The following is a 19725-nucleotide window of genomic DNA, read 5'->3' as shown; positions in this document are numbered from 1 at the left end:
CTAACCCTTCGCCGCGTTTTCCATGATCGTCTCCATCTCCGGCTCCGCCTGCCCCGTACGGCCCAGTCCGAACCAGCTGCGCCGGATGAAGGCGAACAGCAGGATGCCGTAGTCGACCACCCAGAAGACCGACCCCAGGTCGAACCGGTCGAGCGCGCGCCCGGAGGCCGGCAGCAGGAGGTGGCGCACGATCGCGGCGGCGAAGAGCGCGACCAGCGCGAGGTGCGGCGCGACCTCCTTGAGGTAGAGGCCGGCCCGCTGGACCTTGCGCGTCACGCGGTACGCCGGTTTGCGGCGCGGCCCGTACCAGAGCGCCCGCAGGCAGGCGCCGCTGTGGACGAACATCAGGCCCACCCACATCTGCTTGGCGCGCAGCACCTCCCGCCACGACGTGCCGTTGCCGAGGACGAACATGTACGCGGCGAGCAGCAGGACGTAGCCGGTGGAGTAGACGACGTGCGCGACGACGTGGTCCTGGAACAGCCGGACGTCGAACAGCAGGCAGCACGCGGGGGTAAGGATCAGCACCAGCGTCGGGATGCTGGACAGGTAGAAGAGCCCGACCTCCAGGAACTGCAGCCGCTGCCGGAACGTCAGCCCCCGCGTGGTCAGCGGCGACCTCCAGAAGAAGATCCGCATGGTGTCCATCGCCCAGGTGCCGAGCTGCTTGTACACGTTGGGGAGGTCCTCGGGCGCGACCTGGCCGACCGCGCCGTCGATCGGCAGGTAGGCGCCGCGCATGCCGTGCTGCAGCGCGAGGTATCCGGAGTAGAGGTCCTCGACGAGGTTCCACGTGGGGAACCCGCCGATCGCCTCCAGGTCCGCCCGCCGCCACACGAGCCCGCTGCCGCAGGGGAAGGCGGCGCCGGCCGCGGCGCGCGAGAGCATGATGCCCCGGTAGAAGAACCGCCGCCGGTTGCCGAACGGGTCGCCGGGGCTGACCAGGCAGTCCTTGACCGTCTGCACGTACGCCACGTCGGGATGGCGCACGAGATGGCCGACCGTGTGGCGCAGGAAGCGCGGGTCGCCGACGAGGTCGTCGGCGTCACGGGTCTCGACGAAGGCGATCGCCTCACGGGCGACGAGGCCGAGCATGGAGTTGAGGTTGCCGTCCTTGGCGTCACCGCGCCGCGCGGGCGTGTGCCGGCGCGGCGGCAGGTGGTAGTGCAGGAGGACCGCCGGGTGACTCCGCTGGAGGTCCTCGACCATGGCCCGTACGGCCGGGCGGTGCCCGTCGTCGCCCACGATCACGACGAGCCGGTCGTGGGGCCAGTCCTGGGCGAGGACGCTCTCCAGCGTCCGGCGCACCATTCCCGGCGGCTCGTTGAGGGTCGGGACGAGGACGGCCACCCGCGGCTCGGCGAACGGCGCGGGCGCGGCGACCGCGAGCGGGAGGCGGCGCCAGTTGTTGTGGACCGTGACGAACAGCAGGCAGATCAGGAACGAGTTCGCCAGCAGGAAGGGAAGGGAGAGCCAGAGGTCGTCGGATCGCAGGTCCGCGGCGAGCCAGGCCGCGTAGACCAGTGACGCCACGATCAGCGTGACACCGGTCGCCTTCCGGACGAGGTCGTTCTGGCAGAGAGTCTCCATGGTCCTCACGGGAAAAAGGTCGGCGAACACCCCCTACGTGCCTGAGACGCGATGCGTTCCTGCCCGGTTCCTAAATCCGTACGCGGGGAGGACTCAGCGCAGGGTGATGGCGTCGAGCCGTTCGAGCAGGAACTCGGACGCGCGTACCGGCGGGTGGGCCACCCGGCCGACGGGCGGCCCGAGCGACTCGATCACCGCGCCGGGGTCGCACTCGTAGAAGTAGACGAGGGAGAGGAGCTCCTCGTCAGGGGCGCTCGGGTCGGGCGGCAGCACCCGGTGGCGGCCCGAGCGCCAGCGGTCGCCGGTCCAGCGGGCCAGCAGGTCACCCGTGTTGATGGTGAAGGAGTCCTCGACGAACGGGGCGTTCGCCCACCCGCCCTCCGGGGTGTGGACCTGCAGGCCGCCGACGCCGTCCTGCCGGTCGAGGACGGTCACGGTGCCGAAGTCGGTGTGCGGGCCGATCCGGAACTGGCCGGGCTCGGGCGGGCCGAGGCGGGACAGCGGCGGATAGCGGTTGATGTTGAGCGTGTAGGACGGGTGGCCGGCCCGCGAGGTGAAGAAGTCGGGCGCGAGGCCGAGGGCGGCGGCGCAGATCACGAGCAGCTCGCCGGCGAGCGCGCGCATCCGGGCCAGGTGGTCGACCACGAGCGGCTCCAGCTCGGGCTCCTCGGCGGGCCACACGTTGGGCTGGAACCACTCCGCGTCGATGGCCGCGTCGCCGGTGGGCCGGTCGGCGCCGGCCGCGAACGTCTCCTTCAGGTCGGGCGGCGTCGGCGTGCCCTCGGCGTAGCCGTTGGCCTCGACTCCCGGTGGCAGCCATCCGCGCTCGCCGACCGTCGCGGCGTATCGCGCCTTGACCTCCTCCGGCAGGGCGAAGAACCGGCCGGCCGCCTCCCGGATCCGCTCGCGGGGCCCGGCCGGCACGCCGTGCCCGGTGACCACGAGGAAGCCGATCTCGGACAGCGCGGCGTCGACCCGTGCCGCCACCCGCTCGCGGTCGGCCCGGTCGCCGTCGAACCAGGCCCGCAGGTCGATGACCGGGACGGCGCTCATCCGCTCACCGCGCCGATGTCCTCCTGCCAGAGCCGGGGCTGCTCGCGGACGAAGGCCGTCATCAGGTCGGCGCACTCGGCGTTGTCGAGGATGACGACCTCGACGCCGTGCCCGGCCAGCCACTCGTGCCGGCCCTCGAACGTACGGGCCTCGCCGACGACCACCCGGGAGATGCCGAACTGCAGGATCAGCCCGCTGCAGTACCAGCAGGGGGAGAGCGTCGTCGTCATGGTCGTGCCGCGGTAGGAGGGGCGGCGGCCCGCGGCGCGGAAGGCCGCGGTCTCGCCGTGCGTGGAGGGATCGCCGTCCTGCACTCTGCGGTTGCGCCCCCGCCCGAGGAGCGTGCCGTCGGCGGAGAACAGGGCGGCGCCGACCGGGACGCCGCCCTCGGCGTATCCGGCGCGCGCCTCGTCGAGTGCGACGCTCAGCATCGCGGTGTCGCCGGTAGATCTCTGACCATCCGTCATCCGAGTAGGGGTCTCCCAATTCGCAGCGTGACTTCTTCCCCTCACTCGGCGGGAACCGAAGGCCTGCCGGGAGAACGGCCGTCACCGGAAATGTCAAGGGCAGAATACAACGGTGTTCGAGCATGATGGAAGTAATCGTCGTCAGCGGTCGGCCCGAAGAATACGGAGCGTCAACGAGGTGTGCCCTGCCGCCGTGCCGCCGGTGACGGTGTCTCCCCAGTTCAGACCGTGCATGGTGCAAGTGCCGATCACCGAGCGTAAATCATGCTTAAGTGGTAGGGAATAGATGAAAATTGGTACCCCCTATTAAGCTCCTATCAAGCCCCTATCTATTCGCGACCTTTACCCCTATCTCTCCGTTGACCTGCGGCTTTACGAGTTAAATAACGGTATTGACCCATATGCGGTCGTGAGTTAGTGTTCGTCCGTCACGATCAGAGGAATGGGCGGTCATTCTCGGGGTTTCGATTTGCTTTACCAATGTTTCGCCCCCTTGGAACGGGAGTGCTGACGGTATGGCGACGGACTCCGAGCTGCTGGAGATCAGGCCGCGGCTGCGCAATGACGCGGTGTTTCTGCGCGTCGAGACGGGCGTTTATCTCCGGCATTCCGAGACCGCCTGCGTGCTGAAGGGCAAGCTCGCCTACCAGTGGATCTCGATTCTGGGCCCGCGCATGAACGGCGAGGTCAGCGTCGGTGAGCTCTGCGACGGCCTGAGCGACGGCCAGCGGCAGACCGTGCTGCGCCTGACCGGCGCACTCCTGGCGCAGGGCTTCGTGCGCGACGTGCCGCCCGCCGCCGACGCGGGGCTGCCGGAGGCGGTCCTGACGCGGTTCCGGCCGCAGATCAACCTCATCGAGCACTTCGCCGCCGGCGGTGACTCGCCCGCGGTCCGGTTCGGCCGGTTCCGCTCCGCGCGGGCGCTCGTCGCGGGCTCGGCGCCGGTGTTGACCGCCGCCGTCCAGGGCCTGGTCCGCAACGGCATGGCCGAGGTCGACTACGTCACGCCGCGCGACGGCACCGACGTGACCGGCGCACTGGAGGACGCGGCCGAGGGCCTGCCGGTCACCCTCACCGCGCGCGCCGCCGACGTGCCCTGGCCGGACTACGACGTGGTGATCTTCGCGGCCGAGGGCGACGGGCTGGGCGAACTCCTCGCGGTCAGCCGGCGGCTGCGCGACGCCGCCGGGTCGCACGCGCGCCTGCTGCCGGTCGTGGTGACCGGCGAGCGCGTCGTACTCGGCCCGCTGACCGGCACGACCACCGGACCCTGCTGGCTCTGCGCCCAGCTCCGGCTGGCCGCGAACGGCGACGCGGGGCTCGCCGCGGACCTCTGGCGCGAGCTCGCGCTCGGCGAGGCCGTGGAGCGGTCCACACCGGCCACCGGCACGGTGCCCGCGATGATCGGCAACGCCGCCGCGCTCGAGACGTTCCGCCTCTTCTCCGGGCAGTTCACGGCCGCCGACGAGCGGCACGTCATCGTGCAGGACGCCACGACGCTGGAGTCCGTACGCGAGCCGCTCCTGCCCCACCCCGCCTGCCCCCTGTGCCGCGACCTCGCGCTTCCGCCGGCCGCCGAGCCGGAGGACGCCACCGACGAGGAGACCTTCGAGCGCGTGCGGCCGCTGATCTCACCGCGGATCGGCGTGCTGTCCGCCTGGGCCGACGAGGCGCTGGAGCAGATCCCGCTCAAGATCGGCCGGGTCCGGGTGGCCGGCTCGGGCGAGGTGGCCCGCGGCCCCCGTACGATCACCGCCTACCACCCCGAGACGTTCCTGCAGGCCCGGGTCGCGGCCGTGCGGTCGGCGCTGGCCTGGTACGCTGGCACCTTCGCGAACCGGTCCGACGTCGTGGCCGGCACCCCGGCCCGGCTGACCGCCGAGGGCCACCGCGTCATCCCCGACGCCGGCCTGCTGACCTGGAGCGGTGTCGCCCCGGCCGGTGACGCGCCGCGCCCGTACGTGCCCGCGGTCGCCGTGGCCACCGGCGAGCGCGTGCTGGTGCCGCAGGCCGCGGCGTACCCGCTCACCTCGGTCAACCGCGACGCCCGGTTCGAGCGCGTCGCGGCCGGGAGCGCCGCCGGCGGGTCGCGCACGGAGGTGCTCGCCGCGGGCCTCGCGGACGCGCTCGCCTACCGCGGCCTGCTCGCCGCGGTGCGCGGCACCGCCTCGGCGCATGAGCTGCCGCCCGAAACGGTCGAGCGTGACGAAGAGGGGAGGTTCGCCCAGGTCAGTCTCGGACACCTCGGCCGTCGCGTCCGCGTCTACGCCCTGCCCGGCGCGCGTCCCGCGTACGCGGTGCTGGCCGTGCTGGAGGAGGACCCGGTCTGGGCGGTCGGCGCGGGAGCGTCACCGGGCGAGGCGTTGCGCGCCGCGCTGCGCGACGTGCTCGGGCAGGCGCAGACGATGGCGGCCGAAGGCGTGCCCGCCGACCTCGGCGGCACCCTGCCCGCCGACTTCGACCCCCGTACGGCGCTGACCGAGGGCGCCTGCGGAGACGAATCACCCGATCGGCAAGAGGAAGCAACACCGACCGGCCCCGGGCCGATGGTCGCGGCGCTCGCCGCCCACGGCCTGGACGCCTATCTCGTGGACACCACCACCGCTGACCTGCGCGCGGTTCCGGCGATCAGTACCGGGATCGTGCTGCTGTCCATGCGGCCCGACGATCCGGGCTGAGGACTCCCCCGCTACCGCCGGCCAGCCGACCGGCGGGAGGTCAAGGCGATGGATGAGAAGGGAGGCAAACATGTCCACTGTCAAGAACGAGCTCGCCGCGCTGGAGAGCATGACGTTCGAGATCGAGGAGCTCGTCGACCCGGCTCTGGAACTGGCCGCGTCCAGCTCCAGCTGCTCGTGCTCCAGCTGCTGCTCCTGCAGCACGAGCAGCTGCTGCTCCTGCAGCACCAGCACCAGCTAAGGCGCTGGGCGGCACGGGGCGTGGGCCGCTCCGTGCAGCACTGCAAACGGTACACCGTCGTGCCCGTCCGTCCGCCCGTCAGCGGGGACGGACGGCCACGATGGTCCGGCCCATCGGACACCGCCGATCGGAGGGCGAATGACAGGCGCGACGAGCATCGTCACGGCGCCGGCGGCCGTCGACCCCGCGGTCCGGGCGGTGCGCGATTACCTGGCCGCGTGCGGCCTTCCGGTCGAGCCGGACGGCGGCCCGCTGTACGTCGACGTCGACACGCTCGGGCTGCCCGGCCGCACCGAGACCTGGAGCGGCGCCGAGGCCGGCGCGGTCCTGCCGGTCCGGCTCTACACCGGGACCGTCGTCGTCGGGCCGCTCTTCACCGGAGCCGGCCGCCCCTGCGTCGTCTGCCTGCAGCGCCGCTTCGTGAGCGTGCGCCCCCTGGAGGAGCGCGGCGCCATCGACCAGGGGCTCGACGCGTACGTCGCCGGCGTCGACCCGCGGCTGAGCCCGTTCGCCCTGGAGGCGATCCGCCTGCTCGTCGAGGCCATGGCCGATCGCCCGCGTACGGGAGGATCGGTCGCGGAGATCCGCGAGCTGCGGCCGGCCGACCTGACCGTCACCCGGCAAGAGCTCGTCGCCGACTCCGAGTGCCCGCGGTGCGCCGCGCCCCGGCCCGACACCGCCGAGGCGGCCGTCGTACGGCTGGAGCCGCGGCCCAAGCCGTCGGCCACGGAGTACAGGCTGCGGTCGGTCGAGGAGCTCGACCTGCCCGTCGCCGGGTACGCGAACCCGGTCTGCGGCGCCGTGACCGGCGCGCTGCTGCCCGCCTACCAGTGCACCGCGACCGCCCCGGTGAGCGGCTTCTTCCGCGTGCGCAGCCGGTACGACTACCACGAGATGTGGTGGAGCGGGCAGGCGCAGAGCCTGTGGCACAGCGAGAGGTACGGCCTGCTCGAAGGGCTCGAACGCTACGCCGGGCAGTTCCCGCGCGCCCGGTCCGCCGACGTCTTCGGCACCTACGCCGACCTCGCCCCGGACGCGCTCGACCCGCGCGCCTGCGGGGAGTACGCCCCCGAGTTCTACGCCCACCACGCCGAGTTCTACGCGCCGTTCGACCCGGACACCCCGATGCACTGGACGTGGGGGTACTCCCTCCGCGACGAACGGCCGGTCCTGGTGCCCGAGCAGCTCGTCTTCTACCTCGACCGGCGGCCGTACAAGAAGTTCGTGCAGGAGTGCTCGAACGGCTGCGCCAGCGGGAGCTGCGTCGAGGAGGCCGTGCTGCACGCCATGCTCGAACTGCTCGAACGCGACGCGTTCCTGCTCAGCTGGTACTCCGCCGCGCGCCTGCCGGAGATCGACCTGGAGAGCTGCCGCGACCCGCGCGTGCGGTTCATGCGGGACCGGATCGCCCGCCTCGGGTACGGCATGCGGCTGTTCGACATGCGCGCCGACCTGCCGGTGCCCGCCGTGATGGCGGTGGCCGAGCGCCGCGACGGCAGGCCGGGCACGCTCTGCTTCGGCGCCGGGGCCGGCTTCGACCCCGAGGACGCGGTGCGCTCGGCCATGTCGGAGACGGCCTCGTACGTGCCCGGCTTCGACGAGCGCGTCATCGCGCGCCGGCCCCAGCTCACCGCGATGGTGGACGACTACGACCTGGTGCACGAGCTGGCCCACCACTCCGGTCTGTACGGCCTGCCGGAGATGGCGCGGCACGCCGGCTTCCTGTTCGACGGGCCGCCGCCGCGCCCGATGGAGGAGCTGTACGCGGGCTGGCTGGACGAACGGCCGGCCGGGCTCGACCTGTCCGACGACGTGCGCTTCCTGACCGGGCGGTTCACCGCGCTCGGCGGCGACGTGATCGTCGTCGACCAGACGTGCCCCGAGCAGGAGGCGGTCGGCATCCACACGGTCAGCGTGATCGCGCCCGGCCTGATCCCGATCGACTTCGGCTGGCAGCGGCAGCGCGTGCTGCACCATCCGCGCCTGCACGACTTCCTCGCCGGCCGGCTGTCCTCGGTCCAGCCGCCGGGGTCGGGCTACGGCCCGGCCGGGCTCCACCCGCGACCCCACCCGTTCCCATGATCACGGAGGCGGAGACGATGCTGGAGGAGCGGGTCCGCACGATCCGCGACTACGCCGAGACGGTCTTCTATCGCGGCCGCGTGCCGATGGAGCCGCTGAACTTCCAGCCGAACTGGCGGGACCAGCCCTCCAAGCACAAGACCTACCTGGGCGTGCCCCGGCTGCCGCTGCCGGTGGGCCTGCCGGAGCTGGGCCCGGTGTCCTCCGCGCTCGGCGGCCACGCCACCGGGAGAGCCTCATGGACCCTCGACTCGGTGTCCGCGCTGCTGCGGCTGTCGTACGGCCTGCTGGACCGCCGGCTGCGCATCGGCTGGAACCAGGACATCGACACGCGGGTCAACTACCAGGACGCGCTGTGGGGCCGCGCCACCGCCTCCGGCGGCGGGATGTACCCGCTGGAGACCTACTGGGTCAGCGGCGGCTCCGGGCCGCTGACGCCGGGCGTCTACCACTACTCGACCGCGCACCACGGGCTGGAGCGGCTGCTGACCGGCGACGTGACGGGCCGGGTCCGCGAGGCGCTCGGCGAGGACCCGGGCACCGACCAGTTTCTGCTGGTCTCGGTGCGCTTCTGGAAGAACTCCTACAAGTACAACAGCTTCTGCTACCACGTCGTGACCCAGGACGCGGGCGCGATGCTCGGCTCGTGGGAGCTGGTCGCCCGCGGCCTGGGCCGCCCGTTGCACCGCGCGCTGTGGTTCGCCGACGAGCCGCTCAACGAGCTGCTCGGCCTGAGGACCCTGGACGAGAGCGTCCTCGCCGTCGTGCCGCTGCCGTGGAACGGCGGTGGGCCGGCCCGGCCCGCCGGCGTGGGACGGCCGGCCGGACGGCCCTTCTTCGAGCGCTCCGCCGAGATCCTGCGCTTCGAGCAGGTCGAGCGGGCGCACCTGGCCACGCTGCTCAGCGCCGGACAGGTACGCCCCCGCCCGGCCGCCGCGGCGGGCAGCGCGGTCGTGCCCGCGCCGCTCTCCGGCGGCACGCACCTGCGGCTGCCGCCCCCGGCACCCGGCGACGGCGACCTGGGCGGCGTCCTGCGCCGCCGCCGGTCCAGCTTCGGCGCCTTCACCGCGCGGCCGGCGCTGAGCCTGGAGGAGCTCGGGACCGTCCTGGCCGGCGCGTCGTCCGCGCAGCGGTACTCCGCCGACGTCAAGTGCGCCGACGCCCCGCTGACCCGCCTGTACGTCCTGGCCAACCGGGTCGACGGGCTCGCCCCCGGCACCTACGCGTACGAGACGGGCGGGCACCGGCTGCGGACGATCGAGGAGCGTGAGGTCGGGACGTTCCTGCAGAAGGCGTACTACCTGACCAACTACAACCTCGACCAGGTGTCCGCGGTGGTGGCCATCGCGGCCAACCTCGACTCCGGCCTGCGGCTGTACGGCGGCCGGGGCTACCGGGTGCTGAACTCCGAGGTCGGCGCGGTCGCCCAGACCGCGTACGTCGCGGCCTGCGCGGCGGGCGTCGGATGCGGCGCGGTCCTGGGCTTCGACAACATCGCCATCGACGAGAGCGTCGGCCTGGACCGTACCGACGAGCGCACCTTCCTGTTCCTCCTGCTCGGCCACGAGCGAACCGACCCCGCCGACTTCGACTACCGGCTGGTCTGAGCGCCGGCGACGTAAGGAGATCCACGGTGTCACCGACCGGAACGGCAACGCCGCCGACGCGATCCGGGGCCGCCTACGACTGGCGTCTCGCCGAGCCGTTCATGCTGCGGATCGCCGGGCTGCCCTTCGACACCGTGGCGGACCTCGTCTTCCCCGAGACGGCCGCGTGGGCGGAGGACGTCCTCGCCGCCGAGGACGTGGCCGTCGCGGCGCGCGAGAGCCTGTCCGGCCCGCTCACCGAGGCGGTCGGCGGCTGCGCCGACGAGACCGTACGGCGGCTGCTCGTCGGGCTGCGGCGCGACGTGTTCAACCTGCGTCCCGTACGCGCGGGCCCGGCCGTCGCGGCCGCCGTCGCCGCACTCGGCCCGGACGACGCGGCCACGTTGCTGCGCCTGGTGGACGGCGCCCGGCGGCTGAAGGAGCTGCGGGCGACCGGCGAGGACGTGCTCGCCGCCGAGCTGCGCGCGCGGCGCGGCGCGCTGCACGAGCTCGCCGGGGAGCCACGCCTGCGGCTCGGCTTGCAGCTCTCCTCGCCCTCGCTGGACCGTTACGCCGACCGCTACCTCGGCGAGACCGGCAAGCGCGCCCGCCGGGTGGAGCGCTCCCTGCTGGAGTACCTCCTGCGCACGGCCTGCAAGACGAGCCCGTTCAGCACCCTGACCTCGGTGTGCGTGGGTACCTTCCGGCCCGGTGCGGGCGCGCCGCTGGCCGTGCGCCTCGGCGGCGAGGGCCTGCGCAGCGCCGTACGGCTCAACATGGCCGTGCTCGACCGGATCTCCGCGGCGATCCTCGCCGAGCCGCTCCTGCGCGCCGACCTGCCCGTACGCGCCACCGGCGGCTGGCAGGAGCACGAGGACGTCGTGCGTTACCTCCGGCGGTCGCGGGTGGCCGGCGAGGACTCGGCGGCGGCGAAGGTCGACCCGCTGCGCGAGACGCTGTTCTTCCTGCCGTCCGGCCGGATGCTCACCGACGTGCTCGCCGAGGTCTCCGGCGACGGCACCGTACGCGTGCGCGACCTGGTGGACCGGCTCTGCGGGCTCGTCGAGCGCGACCGCGCCGACGTCGAGACCTACGTCGGCCACCTGCTGCGGCTCGGCCTGCTGGAGACACCCGTCCTCAAGCTGGACATCCACGACCCCGACCCGTTCGCCGCCTACCGCGCCGGGCTGCTGGCGCTGGACCGCCCGTGGGCGCGGACGCTGGCCGGCCGCCTGGCGGCCGTGGCGTCGTCCGTGGAACGCTTCGGCACCGCCGGGCTGGAGGAGCGGCGGCGCCTGCTCGGGGCCGTACGGGAGGAGGTCGTGGCCGCCCAGGCCGGCCTCGGCGTGGCCGGGGCGTCCGCGCCCGCCACCCTCGTGTACGAGGACACCGCGCCGCGGTCCGCCGACGCCGCGGCCGACACCGGGATCTGGGCCGAGGCGCTGCTGCCGGACCTGCGGCGGCTGAGCGCGATGATGCCGGCCTTCGACACGAGCGTGCTGCGCCGCCTGGTCACCCGGGGGTACTTCCGGATCCGGCACGGCGAGACCGGCCGGTGCGACGACTTCCTGACGTTCGCCCATGAGTTCCACCGTGACTTCTTCGACAACTTCCACCAGCGGCTGATGCGGCACCGGCGGTTCCCCGACGGCGGCGGGTACACCCCGCACGACAACTGGTTCCGGCAGCCGGAGCTGACCGCGGTGGACGACGCGCGCCGCGCCGTCGCCGACGGGCTCGCCCAGGCGTACCGCGCGCTGCCCGGCGACGCGGAGGAGCTGGTCCTGGACGCCGGGTTCCCCGGCCGCATCGCGGACGCGCTGCCCGACGACCTGGGTGCGCTGCAGCCGCGCTCCTACTTCCTGCAGGTCGCCGGCGGCGAGCGGCCGACGGCCGTGGTGAACCGCGTCTACTCCGGCCTGACGCTGCTGTTCTCCCGCTTCGCGCACCTGTTCGCCGAAGGCGGGGAGGACCTCGCCGGGCGGCTCCGGGAGGTGCTGCGGTCGGCGTGCCCGCCGGGCGCGGTCTTCGCCGAGCTGACCGGCGGCTACGACGCCACCAACCTCAACCTGCACCCCGCCGTCACCGAGTACGAGATCGTCTGCCCCGGCGAGGTCAGCAGCCGCCCGCCCGGGGCGCGGATCGGCGTCGATGACCTGTCGGTGTGCGAGGACGCCGCGACCGACCGGCTCATCCTGCGCTCCAAGCGGCTGGGCGTGGAGGTCATCCCGGTCTACCTCGGCTTCCTGTTGCCGGGCGCGCTGCCCGAGGTGCAGCAGGTGCTGCTGAACTTCTCCTACACCGGCATGGCCCAGCTGGACCTGTGGTCCGGCACCGGCGTGCCCGAGCCGGAGGAGGACGTCGTACGGCTGCCGCGCGTGCGGTACGGCTCGGTGGTCCTGTCCCGGCAGCAGTGGAGCGTGCGCGCCGACCGTGTGCCGCGGCGGCGGCCCGACGAGGGCGGCGCCGCGTGGTTCCTGGAGTGGCGGCGATGGCGGCGCGAACACGGAGTGCCGCGCCGCGTCTTCCTCACGACGCCCGCGTCGGGGGAGTACAAGCCGCTCTACGTCGACTTCGACTCCTACCTGTGCCTCACGCTGGTGGACGCGATGGTCCGCGACAACCCCGGCGTCCTGGTGATGAGCGAGATGCTGCCCGGCCCCGGGCAGCTCTGCGTGAGCCGCGACGGGCACGGCTACGTCACCGAGCTGACGGTCGAGATCGACGGGGTCCGGACGGAGGCACCGTGAATCCGGAATGGCTGAGTTTCCACGTCTTCTACGCCGCCAACTCCAACCCCATCCTGGTCGAGGGCGTGACACCGGTGGTCCGCCGGCTGCGTGAGGAGGGCCTGGTCGACCGGTGGTTCTTCATCCGCTACTGGCTGGAGGGCCCGCACGTACGGCTGCGGATGCTGCCGTCCCGTGCCGGGGACGCGCCCCGGGTCCGCGCCGAGGTCCTCGCGGCGCTGGAGGCGGTGCTCGCGCGCCGTCCCGCCCTGTACGAGACGGACCGCGACTCCAGCGGCGAGCTGTTCAAGCGGATGTACCTCGCGGAGTACAGCGAGGAGCGGTGGAACGCCGAGTACGGCGAGGACGGCGAGATGCCGTACCGGGCCAACAACAGCGTGCACGAGATCGCCTACCGCCAGGAGCTGGACCGCTACGGCGGCCCGGCCGGCATGGCGCTGTCGGAGTGGCACTTCGAGCGCTCCAGCGACCTGGTCCTGCGGCTGCTCGCGACCGGCAACATGCACATGCGCACGGTGCTGCTCGGCCAGACCGCGCAGCTCGACATGGCGCTGTGCTTCGCGTTCCTGCGCGACGACGCCGCGGTCGCGACCTTCCTGGAGAACTACCGGATCTTCTGGGAGACCTCCTACCAGGAGCCGAGCACCGACCAGCACGAGACCTTCGACCGCAGCTTCGAGCGGATGCGCGACCGGCTGGAGGAACGGCTGCTGCGCGTCCGCGCCGCCGTACGCGACCCCGCCTCGGCCGCCGGCGCCGAGCGCGAGTGGGCCGAGCACTGCCTGCTGCTGCGGGACCGGGCCACGTCGCTGGCGCGCGCCGGGGAGCTGAGCTTCCGGAACGGCCCGGTCACCGACCCGGCCGTGGCCCTGCCCATCCTGCTCAGCTCCTACGTCCACATGACCGCGAACCGCCTGGGCGCGAGCATCCTGGACGAGATCTACCTCGCCTACGTCAACCGCCGCGCCGTCCTCGGGCTCGAGGAGCGGCAGGTGAGCGCGTGACCGCACCGGCGGAGATGAGCGAGGCGGCGCTGGCCGCCCGGCCGGCGCTGCGCGCGGACGTCGTGCTCGGGCCCGGCCTGCGCTCGGGCGGCACGGTCGTGCACCACGTCAAGGACCCGCGTACGGGATGGTTCTACCGGGTCGGGCCACGCGAGCACTTCATCATGTCCCGGCTCGACGGCTCCCACACCCTCGCGGAGGTCGCCGACGAGTACCTCGCGGCCTTCGGCCGCCGCCTCGCCGCGTCGCACTGGACGCAGATCTTCACCATGCTGGGCGGCCGCCAGCTGCTGGCCGGCACCGCGGACCCGGCGGCGCTGGCCCGCCTCGCCGACGCGCACGCCGAACGTAGCCGCGCGGACCGCTCGCCGATGCGGCGGCGCCGGGCGCTGTTCCACCCGGACGCGTGGTGCGCCGCGGCGGCCCGGCGGCTGCGCTGGGCGTACAGCGCGTGGTTCGTGGTCCCGGCGCTCCTCGCGGTGGTCGCGCTGGAGGTCTTCGTCGCCGCCCACCTGCCCGCGCTGTCCGCCGACGCGCGCGGGGGAGCGGGCCTGTGGCTGTCCGTCCCGGCCGGGCTGGCCTGCCTGTGGGCCATCACCGCGCTGCACGAGGCCGCGCACGGCGTGACCTGCAAGCACTTCGGCGGAACGGTGCCCGAGATCGGGATCATGTGGCGGTTCCCGATGTTCACGCCGTACTGCAAGACCGACGACGTCGTGCTCTTCCACCGGCGCCACGCGCGGGTGGCCACCGCGTTCGCGGGCGTGTTCGTGAGCCTGCTCGCGCTGCTGCCGGTGCTGGCGTGGTGGGCGCTGTCGGCCGGGCACCCCGTGAGCCGGGGACTCGCCGCCGGGCTGCTGGTGTTCGGCAGCGTGACCGCGTGGCTCAACCTCGTCCCGCTGCTGCAGCTCGACGGCTACCACATGCTCGCCCACGCGCTGCGCGCCGCCGAGCTGCGCACCGAGACGGTCCGGTACGCGGGCCTGGTCCTCCGGCGCGACCCGCGCCGGCTGGCGTACGGACGCGCCGACCGCTGGATCTACTCCGTGTACGGCACGGTGGCCGGGATCGTCCTGGGCGGCGGCTACCTGGCGCTGTGCGCGGCCTGGTTCGTCTCGCTGGACCGCTGGGCCGGCCCGGTGGTCGCGGCCGTGGTGCCGGTGTGCGTGACGCTGCTGATCCTCGGCTTCCTGGCGTACTCGCGGCGGCGGCTGTCTTCGAGTGGCCGGTAGCGCCGGACGGCCGGGCGGCGCGATGATGGCCGGATCATGAGGCCGGCGCCTCGCCGGTCCGGCAGGGAGCGCTGGAATGTCGACGCGTAGACGACTGGCCCGGTTCAACCGGGTGTTCGCCAACCGCCTCATCGGCCGGACCGTGTCCGCGCTGCCCGGTTTCGGCGCGGTCCTCCACCACGGCCGCCGTACGGGACGTCTCTACCGCACCCCGGTCATGGTGTTCCGCGGCGGCGAGGACTACCTGCTCGCGCTGCCGTACGGCTCGGACTCGGACTGGGTGCGCAACGTCCTGGCGGCCGGAGGCTGTGACCTGCTGACGGGCGGGCGCGCCCTCCACATGGCCGAACCCCGGGTCTACGCGGACGAGTCACAGCACGACATCCCCGCCGCCGTACGCCTGGTCCTGAAGCGGCTGCGCGTCACGGAGTTCATGGCCCTGCGGGCCGCCTCATCGGAACATAAGGAGAGTCCCCTGTGACCGGATCGGCCCCGACCTCGGATCTCACCGGCTGGCAGACCACCTCGTTCACCGGGGCGGAGATCACCCACGACGTGTACGAGAAGGGCACCGGCCCCGGCGTGGTGCTCGTACCGGAGATCCCCGGCATCTCACCGGACGTGCTCGGCCTCGCCGAGCACCTGGTCGAGGAGGGGTACACCGTCGCGATCCCGTCGCTGTTCGGCACCCCGGGCCGACCGATGTCGGCCGGCTACGTGGCCGGAGTGATCGCCCGGGTATGCGTCTCCGCGGAGTTCCGCGCCTTCGCCGTCAACGCCCGCCGCCCGGTCGCGGACTACCTGCGCGCCCTGGCCCGCGACCTCGCCGCCCGTACGCCGGGCCCGGGTGTGGGCGTCATCGGCATGTGCTTCACGGGCGGGTTCGCGCTGGCCGCGGCGGTGGACCAGGTCGTGCTGGCACCGGTGCTCAGCCAGCCGTCGGCGCCGTTCCCGGTGAGCGCCGCCCGCAGGCGCGACCCGGGGCTGTCCGAGGAGGAGTTCGCCGCCGTGGCCGACCGTACGACCGGGTCGAACCTCTGCGTCCTGGGCCTGCGGTTCAGCGACGACCGCGCCTGCCCGCCGGAGCGGTTCGCCACGCTGAAGGAGCGCCTCGGCGGGGCCTTCGAGATCATCGAGCTGGACTCCTCGAAGGGCAACCTCGGCGGCTTCTCCAAGTCCGCCCATTCCGTGCTGACCAGCGAGGTACGCGAGCGGCCCGGACACCTGGCCCTCGCCGCCCGCACGCGGATGGTGGAGTTCCTGCGTGAGCGCCTGACCGCCTGAGGGTGCGGCCCGTGACCGCACCCTCACTTGCTCACGCCGGCAGGCCGTTGCCCAGGAACATCTTGTAGTGGGCGCGGGAGGTCGCGTCGGGGGAGCTCACGCACACCCAGAAGTCGCCCGGGACGAACTTGCTCCCGGACTGGACGGAGGTGCTGAAGAAGTCGGTGTGCGCGGTCTGGATGACGTCGGCGTCGGTGAAGAAGTCGGTGCCCGGGTCGCCACGCCGCAGCTGCCAGTCGACGGCGACACCGACGGGGACGCCGAGCGCGTTGGTCGTGAAGGCCGAGCCGCTGGCGCTGACGATGTCTTTGGGGCCGGCCGCGAAGGGTCCGGCGCAGGCCACGCTGCCGGCCGTGATGTCGCCCTGGGCGGCCATCTGGTCGATCGTGGCACTGTTCGCGGCCCCCGGGCCGAGCGCGAAGGCCGCCGCGGTGAGGCTCGCCGCGAGCCCGGTCACGGCAAGGATCGCCCTGCGGGGTGTGGTGGTGGAGGACAAGGTCGTCTCCTCGGTGTCTCGGGCGCCCGTCGCGGGTGCCCTCTGCCTGGAAGGCGTTCCAGGAGGTTCCCCGGCGTTCCACGTAGGTCCTGCGGGGGAGGGGGTCTGGGCCTTTGGCCCGATGCCCGCGGGTCCGGTGCGTCACTAGCGTCGGCGTCATGGACATGTACGCGGTGCGGCTGCACGAGTTCGGCCCCGCGGCGAACCTGGCGTACGAACGGGTCCCCGCGCCGTCGCCGGGCAGGGGCCAGGTACGGATCGACGCGGAGGCCGTGGGCGTGCACCTGATCGAGACGACGCTGCGAAGCGGCCGCGCCGTCGGGCCTCATCTCGCCCCTGACCTGCCCGTCGTGCTGGGCGGTGAGGTCGCCGGCGCCGTGGGCGAGCTGGGGCCGGGCGTCCCGTCGAGCTGGCTGGGCCGCCGGGTCGTCGCTCCACTGGCGTCGTACGGCGGCTACGCCGAGCGGGCGGTGACGGAGACCGGCGCGCTGCACGAGATCCCCGGAATTATGACCGCGGAGACCGCGGTGGCGATGGTCACCACGGGAGCGACGACCTTGGGCGTCCTCGACGCGGCGGACGTGCTCCCCGGGGACATGGCACTGGTCACGTCGGCGGCGGGCGGCGTCGGCGCGCTGCTGGTCCAGGCCCTCCGCGGCCGGGGTGCGGTCGTCGTCGGGGTGGCGGGCGGCCCGGAGAAGGCCCGGCGGGCCGCGGAACTGGGTGCCGACCTCGCCGCCGACCACCACGACCCGACCTGGCCGGACACGGTCCGCACCGCCCTGGACGAGGCGTCCCGGCAGGTCGCGGACCTGGGTGTCGCGGATGACCACCCGGAGTGGCCGGAGGTGATACGCGCCGCTCTGGCGGGTTCGGTCCAGCAGGTCGCGGAGCCGGGCGCCAGGGTCGCCCATCACGATCCAGGGCGGCGGGACGCGGTAGGTGCCGCTGCGGGCGGCGCGGCCGGGCGGCCCCGCCGTCGCGTTTCGCCGGACGGTACCGGGCGGCGGGTCGGGCTCGACGTCGTGTTCGACGGGGTCGGGGGGACGGTGGGGCGGCGGGCCTTCGAGCTGCTGGCCCCGGGCGGCATGTTCCTGCTGCACGGCTGGTCGTCGGGGACCGCCACGCGTCTCACGACCGACGACATCATCGGGCACGCCGCCACAGTCGTCTGGGCGCTCGGCCCCCGGCTGCTCCGCCACGCCGGTTCGCTCCGCGAACTCCAGGCACGCGCCCTGCGGGCGGCGGCCGACGGCGCGCTGGTACCACTGGTCGCCCGCTATCCGCTCAGCCGCGCCGCCGACGCCCACGCCGACCTGGAGAACCGCCGCACCACGGGCAAGGTCGTCCTCATCCCCTGACCGATGGCGCGATGATCGTGATCAGTAGCCCGCCGGGTAGCGGGAGGGATCGGCCCGGATGAGCGCGCCATGCCCCAGCGTGTTCGCGACACCCCCGACATAGAGCTTCTGATAATCCGAGTAGTCCGGTGCGGATGTCCGGCCGCTGAGCGAGGTCACCTTGAACGGTCGGCCTCCGTTGGTCACCGGCACCGTCTCTGTCCTCTTCCCGGCGAGGACCGAGACCTGAAGGTGGAACTCGCAGTACTGCCGCTGGGTGATGCCGATCATCTGGAACGTCTGCTGTTCCTTGTATTTCAGGGAGACCGTCTTCGCGCCGAAGTAATCCTTGCCGAACCCGGCGCTTCCGCCCTGCCAGGTTCGTGCCTCGGGATTCCGCTCGTCCAGATCGAAGGCGAGGCGCACGGTGTCGTCCTCGCCTCCGGTCGGCTTTTCGATCAGCGTCCCCGTCAGGGGCGGGCGGCACTGGTTGATCGCCTTCATACCGAGTATCCGCACCGGGTCCCTCTGGTTGCCGGCCAGCACCACCTGTGCCATGACCATCTGAACATCGACGCCCCCGTGCTCTCGCGCCCAGCCGTCGAGGTCGCCGCCGGCGTCGATATCGTCTAATTCTCTTTTGGCCAGATCCAGCGGCCTCTCGAACGCGAACGTGTCGCCCGCGAGGTCGGCATCGCGTTGCAGGACGATCGACCGGACACTGATCGGCGGCCCTTTCAGATCGGGGGACTCCAGCACCTTCTGTCCTCCGAGCGACAGCAGCGAGATGGTGACGCCGGTGACCACGGCCGTCCCGAACGCCCCGAACCAGACCGCGGGGCGTTTCAGCCGTCCCAGCCTGGGTGGAGGCGTCATTGGGGGATGGCCTCGCGGCGATCGGCCTCTGTGCGGAAAACGGCTGACCATTCTCGAACCTCGCCGGGGGGCTTATGAAATGACGGTTGCCGCCCCCGTTTATAGGGCAATACCGGCCACGATCAATGGCCGGGAACACCCCATGGCCGCATATGGTCAGCTACGCGACCAGACATATCCGAGCATTTCCCATCAAAAGCGCAATGGGCCCGCCGGTGAGGCGGGTGCGCAGCGGGAGGCGACGGACGCGAGCAGCCGGCGGACGCCGATCACGTGGCCCCCCGTCCCGACCACGAGCAGCCGGTACACGCCGCCGGCCAGGCCAGGGAAGGCGGCCCGGCTCTCCGCACGCAGCAGCGACCGCCCCGCCCCGGCCGCCTCGAGGCGGAAGGTCAGCGTGTAGACGGAGAAGCGATGCCGGCCGGCGAGGACCAGCTCCGACCCCGGGGTCGCCGAGGCCACGCGGAACCCGGGGATCGTCGATCCCTCGGCGAGCGGCCGCGGCCCGGAGGACGTGGCGTCGGCGCAGCGGACCGTCCGGGCGTACCCGCCCGCGCGCGAGAAGGTCCGGTCGAGTGTCTCGACCAAGGCGCGCCAGACCTCCTCCGCATCGGCCGCCACGACCGTCCGGTGCTCGTCCAGGAAGGGCGGCGCGGTCACCCGCCGTCCGGGGCGAGCTGGGCCGCCATCGCCTCGGCCAGGGCGTTCGCGGCGGTGAGCGGGCGGACCATGACCACCAGCTCGGCGACCGAGCCGTCCTCGGCCAGGTGGAGGAAGTCGCACCCCTCGATCTCCCGCCCGCCGACGCGGGCGCTGAAGACGAGGGCGTGGTCGGCGGCGTCGCCGATGTCGCGCGTGTAGCGGAAGTCCTCGAACACGCGGGCGACGGCGCGCAGGATCGTGCCGACCGCCTCGCGGCCCTGATACGGCCGGAACACGATCGGGCTGCGGAAGGCGACGTCCGCGGAGAGCGTCGCGATGGCCGCGTCCATGTCCCCGGCCGCGATGGCCACGCCGAATGGGTGCATGACTTGATCCCCCGGTTA

The 19725-nt window shown here is 72.9% G+C and carries 17 protein-coding genes; 10 read left to right on the top strand and 7 right to left on the bottom strand.

Features of this window, described 5'->3' with window-relative positions:
- The 3 genes from QWU11_RS05450 to QWU11_RS05440 form a co-directional block, all read right to left on the bottom strand.
- A complete protein-coding gene (locus QWU11_RS05450) occupies positions 1–1590 on the bottom strand; it encodes a glycosyltransferase (protein WP_290103910.1) in 1590 nt (529 codons plus the stop codon).
- A 93-nt stretch (positions 1591–1683) separates the two neighbouring features.
- Positions 1684–2643: a 2-oxoglutarate and iron-dependent oxygenase domain-containing protein gene (locus tag QWU11_RS05445; protein WP_290103909.1), complete on the bottom strand. Its 960-nt coding sequence runs from the start codon at positions 2641–2643 to the stop codon at positions 1684–1686.
- Positions 2640–3110 (bottom strand): nucleoside deaminase, encoded by a 471-nt coding sequence (locus QWU11_RS05440; protein WP_290103908.1) that lies wholly within the window; start codon positions 3108–3110, stop codon positions 2640–2642. The genes QWU11_RS05445 and QWU11_RS05440 overlap by 4 nt, the downstream gene beginning before the upstream one ends.
- A 515-nt stretch (positions 3111–3625) precedes the next feature.
- Between QWU11_RS05440 and QWU11_RS05435 the strand changes: the two genes are divergently transcribed.
- The 9 genes from QWU11_RS05435 (at position 3626) to QWU11_RS05395 (ending at position 15967) form a co-directional block, all read left to right on the top strand.
- Entirely contained in the window at positions 3626–5788 is a 2163-nt protein-coding gene (locus QWU11_RS05435; protein ID WP_290103907.1) for a TOMM precursor leader peptide-binding protein, read from the top strand.
- Between the two features lie 70 nt (positions 5789–5858).
- On the top strand, positions 5859–6029 hold the full coding sequence (locus tag QWU11_RS05430; RefSeq protein WP_290103906.1) for a hypothetical protein: 171 nt from the start codon (positions 5859–5861) through the stop codon (positions 6027–6029).
- Positions 6030–6167: 138 nt separating this feature from the next.
- A complete protein-coding gene (locus QWU11_RS05425) occupies positions 6168–8111 on the top strand; it encodes a TOMM precursor leader peptide-binding protein (RefSeq protein ID WP_290103905.1) in 1944 nt (647 codons plus the stop codon).
- The gene (locus QWU11_RS05420; RefSeq protein WP_290103904.1) at positions 8108–9718 is read left to right on the top strand and encodes a SagB family peptide dehydrogenase; all 1611 of its coding nucleotides are present in this window, start codon (positions 8108–8110) and stop codon (positions 9716–9718) included. Before QWU11_RS05425 ends, QWU11_RS05420 begins: the two co-directional genes overlap by 4 nt.
- A gap of 26 nt (positions 9719–9744) precedes the next feature.
- Positions 9745–12447 (top strand): lantibiotic dehydratase, encoded by a 2703-nt coding sequence (locus QWU11_RS05415; protein ID WP_290103903.1) that lies wholly within the window; start codon positions 9745–9747, stop codon positions 12445–12447.
- Positions 12444–13451 carry a thiopeptide-type bacteriocin biosynthesis protein gene (locus tag QWU11_RS05410; RefSeq protein ID WP_290103902.1) on the top strand — a complete coding sequence of 336 codons (1008 nt, stop codon included), beginning with the start codon at positions 12444–12446 and terminating at the stop codon, positions 13449–13451. The genes QWU11_RS05415 and QWU11_RS05410 overlap by 4 nt, the downstream gene beginning before the upstream one ends.
- Positions 13448–14683: a hypothetical protein gene (locus QWU11_RS05405; protein ID WP_290103901.1), complete on the top strand. Its 1236-nt coding sequence runs from the start codon at positions 13448–13450 to the stop codon at positions 14681–14683. Before QWU11_RS05410 ends, QWU11_RS05405 begins: the two co-directional genes overlap by 4 nt.
- A gap of 76 nt (positions 14684–14759) precedes the next feature.
- Positions 14760–15164 carry a nitroreductase family deazaflavin-dependent oxidoreductase gene (locus QWU11_RS05400; protein ID WP_290103900.1) on the top strand — a complete coding sequence of 135 codons (405 nt, stop codon included), beginning with the start codon at positions 14760–14762 and terminating at the stop codon, positions 15162–15164.
- Entirely contained in the window at positions 15161–15967 is an 807-nt protein-coding gene (locus QWU11_RS05395) for a dienelactone hydrolase family protein (RefSeq protein ID WP_290103899.1), read from the top strand. The genes QWU11_RS05400 and QWU11_RS05395 overlap by 4 nt, the downstream gene beginning before the upstream one ends.
- A gap of 31 nt (positions 15968–15998) precedes the next feature.
- On the opposite strand, the gene QWU11_RS05390 is transcribed toward QWU11_RS05395, so the two are convergent.
- Positions 15999–16463, bottom strand: coding sequence for a hypothetical protein (locus QWU11_RS05390; protein WP_290103898.1), 465 nt, complete (start codon positions 16461–16463; stop codon positions 15999–16001).
- A 158-nt stretch (positions 16464–16621) separates the two neighbouring features.
- On the opposite strand from QWU11_RS05390, the gene QWU11_RS05385 reads away from it, so the two are divergent.
- On the top strand, positions 16622–17824 hold the full coding sequence (locus QWU11_RS05385; protein ID WP_290103897.1) for a zinc-binding dehydrogenase: 1203 nt from the start codon (positions 16622–16624) through the stop codon (positions 17822–17824).
- A gap of 21 nt (positions 17825–17845) precedes the next feature.
- Here the strand turns inward: QWU11_RS05385 and QWU11_RS05380 are convergent, their stop codons facing one another.
- From QWU11_RS05380 to QWU11_RS05370, 3 genes are all read right to left on the bottom strand, one after another.
- Positions 17846–18610 carry a hypothetical protein gene (locus QWU11_RS05380; RefSeq protein WP_290103896.1) on the bottom strand — a complete coding sequence of 255 codons (765 nt, stop codon included), beginning with the start codon at positions 18608–18610 and terminating at the stop codon, positions 17846–17848.
- A gap of 261 nt (positions 18611–18871) precedes the next feature.
- Entirely contained in the window at positions 18872–19339 is a 468-nt protein-coding gene (locus tag QWU11_RS05375; RefSeq protein ID WP_290103895.1) for a hypothetical protein, read from the bottom strand.
- A complete protein-coding gene (locus QWU11_RS05370; RefSeq protein WP_290103894.1) occupies positions 19336–19707 on the bottom strand; it encodes a nuclear transport factor 2 family protein in 372 nt (123 codons plus the stop codon). The genes QWU11_RS05375 and QWU11_RS05370 overlap by 4 nt, the downstream gene beginning before the upstream one ends.
- Between the last annotated feature and the right edge of the window lie 18 nt (positions 19708–19725).

Source organism: Actinomadura sp. DC4, assembly GCF_030406325.1.
Classification (GTDB): Bacteria; Actinomycetota; Actinomycetes; order Streptosporangiales; family Streptosporangiaceae; genus Actinoallomurus.
The sequence above is the reverse complement of the archived record's forward strand: the minus strand, read 5'-3'. Positions and strand labels throughout refer to the sequence as shown.